The sequence below is a fragment of the Dietzia sp. DQ11-44 genome (genome assembly GCF_014145205.1).
GTDB classification, from domain to species: domain Bacteria; phylum Actinomycetota; class Actinomycetes; order Mycobacteriales; family Mycobacteriaceae; genus Dietzia; species Dietzia natronolimnaea.
On record NZ_JAALEC010000659.1, the window covers coordinates 1 to 3,321 of the forward strand.

At 68.2% G+C, this 3,321-nt stretch carries 3 protein-coding genes and 1 tRNA gene; 1 reads left to right on the forward strand and 3 read right to left on the reverse strand.

The window, feature by feature from the left end; translation table 11 throughout:
* The 3 genes from G6018_RS15115 to G6018_RS15125 all read right to left on the reverse strand — a co-directional run.
* Positions 1–1,471 (reverse strand): MDR family MFS transporter (locus tag G6018_RS15115; protein ID WP_182640060.1); only part of this gene is annotated, 1,471 nt, incomplete at its 3' end.
* Positions 1,471–1,938 carry a MarR family transcriptional regulator gene (locus G6018_RS15120; RefSeq protein ID WP_182609458.1) on the reverse strand — a complete coding sequence of 156 codons (468 nt, stop codon included), beginning with the start codon at positions 1,936–1,938 and terminating at the stop codon, positions 1,471–1,473. The genes G6018_RS15115 and G6018_RS15120, both read right to left, overlap by 1 nt.
* Positions 1,939–2,188: 250 nt before the next feature.
* Positions 2,189–2,262, reverse strand: a tRNA-Leu gene (locus tag G6018_RS15125).
* Between the two features lie 169 nt (positions 2,263–2,431).
* On the opposite strand from G6018_RS15125, the gene G6018_RS15130 reads away from it, so the two are divergent.
* Positions 2,432–3,321 (forward strand): 5'-3' exonuclease H3TH domain-containing protein (locus G6018_RS15130; RefSeq protein WP_277817787.1); only part of this gene is annotated, 890 nt, incomplete at its 3' end.

Below are 3,321 nucleotides of genomic sequence, written 5' to 3' on the forward strand. Positions count from 1 at the left end.
CGCCCGCGCCCGATGCCGGGTCGGCGAGGGCCTGCACGATCCCGAGAGCCTCCGGGTCGGCGCGCAGCACCGGGTCGGCCAGGCCCTCCTGCACACCGCGGGCGAGGCTGCCGTCTGCGCCCGCCAGCTCCAGCTCGCTGGTGATGGAACCCCCGACCCGGCTGAAGAGGATCGACAGGAACACGGCCACCCCGGCGGTGCCGCCGAGCTGGCGGAAGAAGGTCGCGGACGCGGTGGCCACGCCGATCTCGCGCGGACTCACGGCGTTCTGCACGATCAGTGTCAGCGGCTGCATGCAGTTGCCCAGGCCGATTCCCAGCACCAGCATGTAGGCCATGACCAGGGTCAGCGAAGTGTCGGCGTCGATGGTCCACAGCAGGAACAGCCCGACGGCCGAGATGGCGGTGCCGAGGATCGGGAACTCGCGTACCCGGCCGGTCCTGGAGATGAGCTGGCCCGACACGATCGAGGCGCCCATCATGCCCGCCACCAGCGGCAGCATCATGAGGCCGGATTCCATGGGATCGGCGCCGTGCACGATCTGCATGTACAGAGGCAGGGTCATCATCCCGCCGAACATGGCCATTCCCACGATCACCCCGCCGGCGGTGACGATCGAGAAGGTGCGGTCGCGGAACAGCCGCAGGGGGATGAGAGCCTGGTCGCCGGCCCGGGCCTCGACGATGAGGAACAGGCCGATCCCGCCCAGGCCCACGACGTAGCAGGCCAGTGCGGCCGGTGAGCCCCAGCCCCAGGTGTTGCCCTGTTCGGCCACCAGCAGGAGCGGCACCAGCCCGACGACGATCGCGGCCGCGCCCGCCCAGTCCACCCGGTGGTCCACGCGGACGTTCTTGACGTTGAGGGTGAGCAGCACCATCGTCAGCGCGAGAGCGCCGATGGGGACGTTCATGAGGAAGATCCAGCGCCAGCCGTCGATGCCGAAGATCGTCTCCACGCCGGCGAAGAAGCCGCCGACCACCGGACCGATGACCGAGGACGAGGCGAACACCGCGAGCATGTAGCCCTGGTACTTGGCACGGTCGCGCGGCGGGATGATGTCGCCGATGATCGCCAGGGAGAGCGACATCAGGGCGCCGGCGCCCAGTCCCTGGATCCCGCGGTACAGCGCGAGCGTGTACATCGAGTCGGCGAGCGTGCACAGCAGGGAGCCGAACACGAAGATCACGATGCCGATGACGAAGAACGGTTTGCGCCCGTAGATGTCCGAGAGCTTGCCGTACAGCGGCGTCGAGATGGTCGAGGTCATGAGGTACGCGGTGGTCACCCACGCCTGCGCGTCCAGGCCCTGCAGATCGTCGGCGATGGTCCGGATGGCGGTCGACACGATGGTCTGGTCCAGGCTCGCGAGGAACATCGCCGACATGAGGCCGGCGAGGATCACCAGGATCTGACGATGAGAGAACTCGCCGTCCTCACCGGCCTGGGTCGTGACGGGCGAGCGGTCGGTCATCAGTTCTCCTTGGCGGACGTGAGGGCGTCGAGTTCGGTGCGCAGTGACTCCGCGAGGCGTGCCAGTCCCTCGTCGAGTGAGGCCGCCTGTTCGGGGGTCCAGTCGGCCAGGACGTCGGCCATCCACTGGCCCCGTCCGGCGAACACGCGGGTGACGAGGTCGCTTCCCTCGGACGTGAGGGTGACGACGCTCGCGCGCCCGTCATCCGGGTCGGGGACCTTGGCGACCAGACCGAGGGTCTCGAGGTGGCGGACCTGACGGCTCACCACCGAGATATCGGTGTGGAGACGGTCTGCCAGGTTCGTGACTCGGGCGGGTTCGTCATGGATGGCGAACAGCAAGGGGTGGGCGGACTGCTCCAGGGACTCGTGGAACCGCGGGACCGAGACATTGACCGCGCGTAGCAGTTTGACCACGCGGGACAGGTCCATGACGAGCTTGCCTCCCTGTTCGGCGTCAATCGCCACCCTGACCTCCCCGGTCTCGATTAAATTGCTTGCAGCAAGCAAGTATATGCACGGGCTTCTGGTTCCTGCAATCGACGGGAAAGGAGAGGTCTCGGGTGCGCCCGGAGTGCGGCACGGGCCGAGTTGACTATCGAAGAGGGAAGTCGACGCCGGTCGACAGCAGGGTGACCTCAAGGCCGATCCGGAAGGGGCTCCTCCGGCGGTGAAGCCGCTATCTGCGTGGAGATGTGGTGACTGCGCGGCGTGGAAGTGCCCCCGGTCGGACTCGAACCGACACTGGACGGGTTTTGAATCCGTTGCCTCTGCCAATTGGGCTACGGGGGCGAACGCGGCGACCCGCTGGTCGGAAAGTCTAACCGACGACCGGTGAGCGGCTGTCCGACGCCCGCCCTAGAGTGGCCGTGTGAGCACCACGAGCCAGACCGCCGAAGCCAGTTCCGCCGCCACCACCGCGTCCACCGACGCCGCCGAGGCACACGGGCCCACCCGTCTGTTGCTCCTCGACGGGCACTCGCTGGCCTTCCGCGCGTTCTACGCGCTTCCCGCGGAGAACTTCTCCACGGCCTCCGGGCAGCACACCAACGCGGTCTACGGATTCCTGTCGATGGTCGCCAACCTGGTCACCACCGAGGAGCCCACCCACCTGGCGGTGGCGTTCGACGTCTCCCGGGCGACCCTGCACCGGACGGCCGAGTACCCGGAGTACAAGTCGACGCGCTCGGCTGCCCCCGAGGAGTTCAAGGGACAGGTCGAGCTGATCCAGGAGGCGCTGGTGGCACTCGGGGTCCGCACCCTGTCCCTGGAGGGCCACGAGGCCGACGACATCATCGCGACCCTGGCCACCCAGGCGGCAGGGGCCGACACACTCATCTGCACGGGGGACCGCGACGCGCTGCAGCTGGTCTCCGACGCGGTGACCGTCCTCTACCCGGTCAAGGGAGTCTCGGAGCTCGCCCGCTTCACCCCCGAGGCGGTGGAGGCCAAATACGGGGTGACCCCCGCTCAGTACCCGGACGTCGCCGCGCTGCGGGGCGACACCTCCGACAACCTCCCCGGTGTGCCCAAGGTTGGCGACAAGACGGCGGCGAAGTGGATCGTCCAGTACGGCAGCCTGTCGGAACTGATCGCGCACGCGGACGAGGTCAAGGGCAAGGTGGGGGAGAGCTTCCGCGAGCACCTCCCGCAGGTGCAGCTCAACCGCCGTATCACCGAACTCACCCGGGACCTCGACCTCGGCGTCCAGATCGATGAACTCACGAGGCGCCTGCCCGAACGGGCGGACGTCAACGCCCTGTTCGACCGGCTGGAGTTCGGTCCCCAGGCCCGCGACCGGTTCCTCTCCGCGTTCCTCCCGGAAGGCGCACCCGAGCCGGTGCCGGAGAT